Consider the following 4423-nt stretch of genomic DNA (forward strand, 5'->3'; position numbering starts at 1 on the left):
CATCGTACAAGGCTTCAAAACAGGTTTCGTAATCATCAACTGCCTGATTATTAGGCGTGGAAGTGTTTTTCCCTATATTCCCGCCGATAATGATTTTGTGTTTCCTGCATTTGAGCCTGGTGGCGGCAGCGATGGCCCCCTCATTGTTAAATCCCATCCGGTTGATCAAAGCCTGGTCGGCCGTTAATCTGAACAAACGGGGCCTGGGATTTCCAGGCTGAGCTCTGGGGGTGACCGTTCCGACTTCAATGAAGGAAAAGCCAAAATTTTTCAGTTCATTAAACACTTCGGCATTCTTGTCAAAGCCGGCAGCAAAACCAATCGGATTGTTAAAATGAATCCCGCAAAAATCCCTTTCCAACTTTTTATCTTTTACTTCCAGGGCAGACCTGCATAAATATCCTGTACCAGGAATTTTAAATCCGAACTTTAATAATGCTACAATGCAATGATGGATGCCTTCGGGAGGGATGAGAAACAAAAGCGGTCGAATAATTTTTGTATACATAGGATTAAGCTTTACTGCTGCAAAGATAAAAAAGTTTAAGCTTAAAAGTTGTATAGCCGGATCAGTATATAGTAAATATTTGAATTTCAATGTTATATGAGAAGGTAAAAAGAGCTTATTCCTCTTTTCTGTTCATTTGCATCCGGGAAGTTGGCCTAATGGAAAAGAGAAAAACAAAAAATTGAAATCATACCTTCTAAAGTAAAATGTGTTAGAATTCATTTCTAAAAATAATTGAATCGTTTCCAGGCAATGATTAATTTTTCAGGTTAAAATATTCCCTATGAAACAGGTTTAAATTTAATGGGAAAAGGCTATTAAAATGATCAAAATAAAATAAAAGGGGGGCATTTCAAAAAAAATGTTAATTATGTAAATTGAAACATACAAAAAGGAGTAATTCTCAAAGAAATTTAACTAATTTCAGCCCCAAATTTAATTTTGATATAATCTAAATAAATGGAATGGATCAATGACTTACTATGGAAGGATTCAGTAGCCCATGTTGCGCTCATTTACAGTTTTGTAATAGCGATAGGAGTTGCATTGGGCAAGCTGAAGGTGTACAAGATCTCCCTGGGAACAACTTTCGTTTTATTTGTCGGAATTGTTGCCGGGCATTTTGGTTTTACTGTAAATCATGATGTGCTGGATTTCGTGAGAGATTTTGGTTTAATCTTGTTTGTTTTTTCTATCGGGCTGCAGGTTGGCCCTGGTTTTTTCTCTTCTTTGAAGAATGAAGGGCTGGTTTTAAATTTACTGGCAACTTCAATTGTGTTGTTAGGTTCTGTCTTGGCAGTGGTGCTTCACTATGTTACCAAAGTTCCTATGTCAATGATGGTGGGTATTCTTTCAGGTGCTGTGACGAACACGCCCGGACTTGGTGCTGCTCAACAGACCCTTAATCAATTTGCGGCTATTCATGGAGGTGAAGCCCCCAATATCGGATTAGGATATGCTGTAGCTTATCCCTTTGGTGTTCTGGGTATCATCCTTACGATGTTTATTATACGATGGGTGGCAAAGGTTGATCTGCATAAAGAATCCAAAGCAGTCGATTCTTTAACAAAATCTGATAGTACTGTTCCCGAACAGGCCAGTATTTTGGTTAGTAACTCCGATATTTTTGGGATGAAGATCAAGGATCTGAAAAAGAATTTTAAAAATGATGCCATTGTTTCCAGGGTTTTGCATGAGGGGAAAATATTTATCCCAACATTCCGTTCTACCCTGAAGGAAGGTGATGTCATTACGATAGTGGCACAAAAAGGGGATATTCCTTCATTAATCCGCTTGATTGGTAAACCCAGTGAATTGGATTTGGTCAGTTATTCTGATAAACTGATCATCAAACAAGTATGTGTTACTAACCGTCATGTTGCCGGCAGAACATTAGGTTCCCTTAAATTACGACTTCGCTTTGGAATAGGTATTACCAGAGTTCACCGGGCAGGAATGGATTTTATCGCTTCGCAAAATATGATGGTTCAGATGGGCGATAAATTAACTGTTATTGGGGAAGAAAAGGAAGTTGAAAATGTTTCCAAGTATTTGGGCAATTCCGTTAAACGCCTGAATGAACCCAATCTTTCAGCGATTTTCATCGGTATCCTTGTAGGTGTGGTATTTGGAAGTATTCCTATTGCCATTCCGGGTATTCCGGTTCCTATTAAATTCGGGCTTGCCGGCGGACCGCTGATTATAGCAATTCTGATCGGCCGTTATGGCTATAAATTCTCCTTGAATTCCTATACCACCTTAAGTGCAAACTTGATGTTAAGAGAATTAGGACTTGTACTTTTTCTTTCCAGTGTAGGAATAAAAGCCGGCGAAAAGTTTGTATCCACTTTGGTTTCGGGCGACGGATTTATCTGGATGGGATATGGTGCCATCATAACATTAGTACCTATATTATTAGTAGGTTTATTTGGTAAACTGGTTCTAAAACGCAATTACCATGAATTATGCGGGGTTCTTTCTGGTAGTACTACTGATCCACCAGCACTAGGATTCGCCAGTTCTCAGACTTCTACTGAAGCCCCTGCGTTGGGATATGCAACCGTTTACCCCTGGACCATGTTTCTTAGAATCATAATAGCCCAATTATTGATATTGTTTTTCCTTTAACATAACCTAATTGAAATCATGAAAAACTTCCGGAATCCACCGGGAGTTTTTTTTTGCCCCCTTCGATTTTTCAATTTCTCAATTTCTCAATTTTCCGGTTTATACTCATCCAGGGTATGGTCGGAATAAAAAATCAAAACCCTTTCAATCGCCTTGTTTTTTTTGCTCCTGCTGGCTTCAATATTTGAAGGCATTACGGGTGTTTGCCCGGAATTTTGCAAAGAAAAAGGCTCAGGAACAGTTTGTACAGGAGCTGCATTTTTAACCGTTTTTTCTTCGCGTTTAGGCTGTTCAAACAAGTTGCCCTGGATAAGGGCAGTTTTATACATTTCCCCGCGTCCAATCACCAACCATTCGGCATTTAACCGGGGATATTTCTGCAGCATCTTTTGGATGAAATCGAAACTCGGGTTGTTCCGCCCGGAAAGTATATGCGAAATGCTCGAACGTTGAACACCTATATCATCGGCAAATTTAGCCGGGGATAGCTGTTCAGAACTAAGAAATTTCAAAATCCGGTCTTTCATGAGTATTTATTTTAAGGTAAATACATATTTCACAATGAATGAACCCCTTAACTACAACATGCTTGAATATGTAAATTCTGTCCATTGGATTAATGTATAAATGTAATTTACACATTCACAAATGTAAAAATAATATAATTTACAGATGTAATTTTGTTTAAATTTTATTCGTTTACAATTGTGTATTGTGTTTACAAATATTAATGTGCACATAGGAAAATTTCTTAGCCACCGGCCATGGTATATGCCTTGCCCGAGCATGGGCTAAATATTTAATATCCTATTGATCTTTTGCGGTTTGGCGCCTTGGCGAGCAATGCATTTTGACAGGATTAACAAGATTGACAGGATTAACAAGATTAACAGAATTAATTCACAAAGATTGTAGGGGTTAACCTGTAATCCTGTAAATCATGTCCTTAATTTCATTTTCACCCAGGGAAGCAAAAAAGTCTTTAGGGATTATCAGCGAAACTTGTAATTTTATCCTCGAGACAGCGTAATAAATTATTATTGTTACACCTTCGATTGGGCTTAGGAAACTGAATCAAAGGCAAAATTCCATTCTTTATTCCATCTGGATCCTTTGCTACTTTTTTGCTACTTTGTTTTTGGCGAGAAACTTGTTTACAGACAAAAAATTTGACTGGATTAACCTGATTTAAAGGTTAGAAATATTAAGAATGGTTTTCTATTCTCTGTGCCCTGACTGCCTCCCACTGTTGAATTTTCCCCCAAAATTCCGGCCTTTCAATCCTTTACCCATTACTATAAGCGGAATTTTTACCCTTTTATCTTATCTTTTCCTAATTTATTGATGTTTTAGTTTATATAATTAATATAATAATATTGGTTAACAGGGATTTATTATTCAATAATATATTGATTTCTGCAATTGTAAACCCCAATTTATGAAATTTTTAGAGCAATACTTTATATAAAATTTATTATAGATTGAAATTCTGTAAGTTAAACAGCATAAATTTTTGCTGGTTCCAATTGTGAATTTTATTATTTTTTATTCATTGAAAATGTTTACAAAAGTGTATTTATGTCAATTTTGTTGCTTGTAGTAATTATTACAAATGTGAATTTTGTGGATAAAATTATCTTTAACTGGGTTTCCCCCTTTTTTTGAGCGATCAAGTAAAAAAAAATGCCTGAAAAAATTATCTCCTGCTGGTTGGATTATTTAAAAGGAGGCAAAGCAGCGGGAGGTAATTTTCAATTCTCGAGGAAATTGATTTTTGTAATTTTTACC

General features: G+C 36.7%; 3 protein-coding genes. 1 reads left to right on the plus strand and 2 read right to left on the minus strand.

Going from position 1 to position 4423, the window contains the following annotated elements; all coding sequences use genetic code 11:
- Positions 1-508 (minus strand): dihydroorotate dehydrogenase (quinone) (locus tag Q8907_13265; protein ID MDP4275240.1); only part of this gene is annotated, 508 nt, incomplete at its 3' end.
- Between the two features lie 459 nt (positions 509-967).
- Between Q8907_13265 and Q8907_13270 the strand changes: the two genes are divergently transcribed.
- On the plus strand, positions 968-2635 hold the full coding sequence (locus Q8907_13270) for a putative transporter (GenBank protein MDP4275241.1): 1668 nt from the start codon (positions 968-970) through the stop codon (positions 2633-2635).
- A gap of 86 nt (positions 2636-2721) precedes the next feature.
- On the opposite strand, the gene Q8907_13275 is transcribed toward Q8907_13270, so the two are convergent.
- Positions 2722-3162 carry a helix-turn-helix transcriptional regulator gene (locus Q8907_13275; GenBank protein MDP4275242.1) on the minus strand — a complete coding sequence of 147 codons (441 nt, stop codon included), beginning with the start codon at positions 3160-3162 and terminating at the stop codon, positions 2722-2724.
- Positions 3163-4423 lie beyond the last annotated feature (1261 nt).

The organism is Bacteroidota bacterium (assembly GCA_030706565.1).
Taxonomy (GTDB): Bacteria; Bacteroidota; Bacteroidia; order Bacteroidales; family JAUZOH01; genus JAUZOH01.